The sequence below is a fragment of the Gordonia aichiensis genome, assembly GCF_039946255.1.
Lineage (GTDB): Bacteria > Actinomycetota > Actinomycetes > Mycobacteriales > Mycobacteriaceae > Gordonia > Gordonia aichiensis_A.
Genome location: NZ_JBCDWL010000047.1, coordinates 1 through 641, shown reverse-complemented (window position 1 = coordinate 641; position 641 = coordinate 1). Strand labels below are relative to the sequence as shown.

The following is a 641-nucleotide window of genomic DNA, read 5'->3' as shown; positions in this document are numbered from 1 at the left end:
ATGGCCGATGAATGTGTGAGTGCCGCGGCTTCGGCGGTGTACTTGAGCCCCGCTAAATTGTCGGCGCAGAATCACTTGACCAGTGAGCTATTACGCACTCTTTCAAGGGTGGCTGCTTCTAAGCCAACCTCCTGGTTGTCTCAGCGACCCCACATCCTTTTCCACTTAGTACACGCTTAGGGGCCTTAGCCGGCGATCTGGGCTGTTTCCCTCTCGACTACGAAGCTTATCCCCCGCAGTCTCACTGCCACGCTCTCACTTACCGGCATTCGGAGTTTGGCTGACGTCAGTAACCTAGTAGGGCCCATCGGCCATCCAGTAGCTCTACCTCCAGTAAGAAACACGCGACGCTGCACCTAAATGCATTTCGGGGAGAACCAGCTATCACGGAGTTTGATTGGCCTTTCACCCCTACCCACAACTCATCCCCTCCATTTTCAACTGAAGTGGGTTCGGGCCTCCACAAAGTCTTACCTCTGCTTCACCCTGGCCATGGGTAGATCACTCCGCTTCGGGTCTAGACCCAGCGACTCAAACGCCCTATTCAGACTCGCTTTCGCTACGGCTACCCCACACGGGTTAACCTCGCCACTGAGCACTAACTCGCAGGCTCATTCTTCAAAAGGCACGCCATCACCCAC

Annotated in this window: 1 rRNA gene; it reads right to left on the bottom strand. The window is 55.4% G+C overall.

Annotation, left to right across the window (positions count from 1 at the left end):
* Positions 1–641: ribosomal RNA gene (locus tag AAFO60_RS20825) — 23S ribosomal RNA — on the bottom strand; the annotation flags it as partial.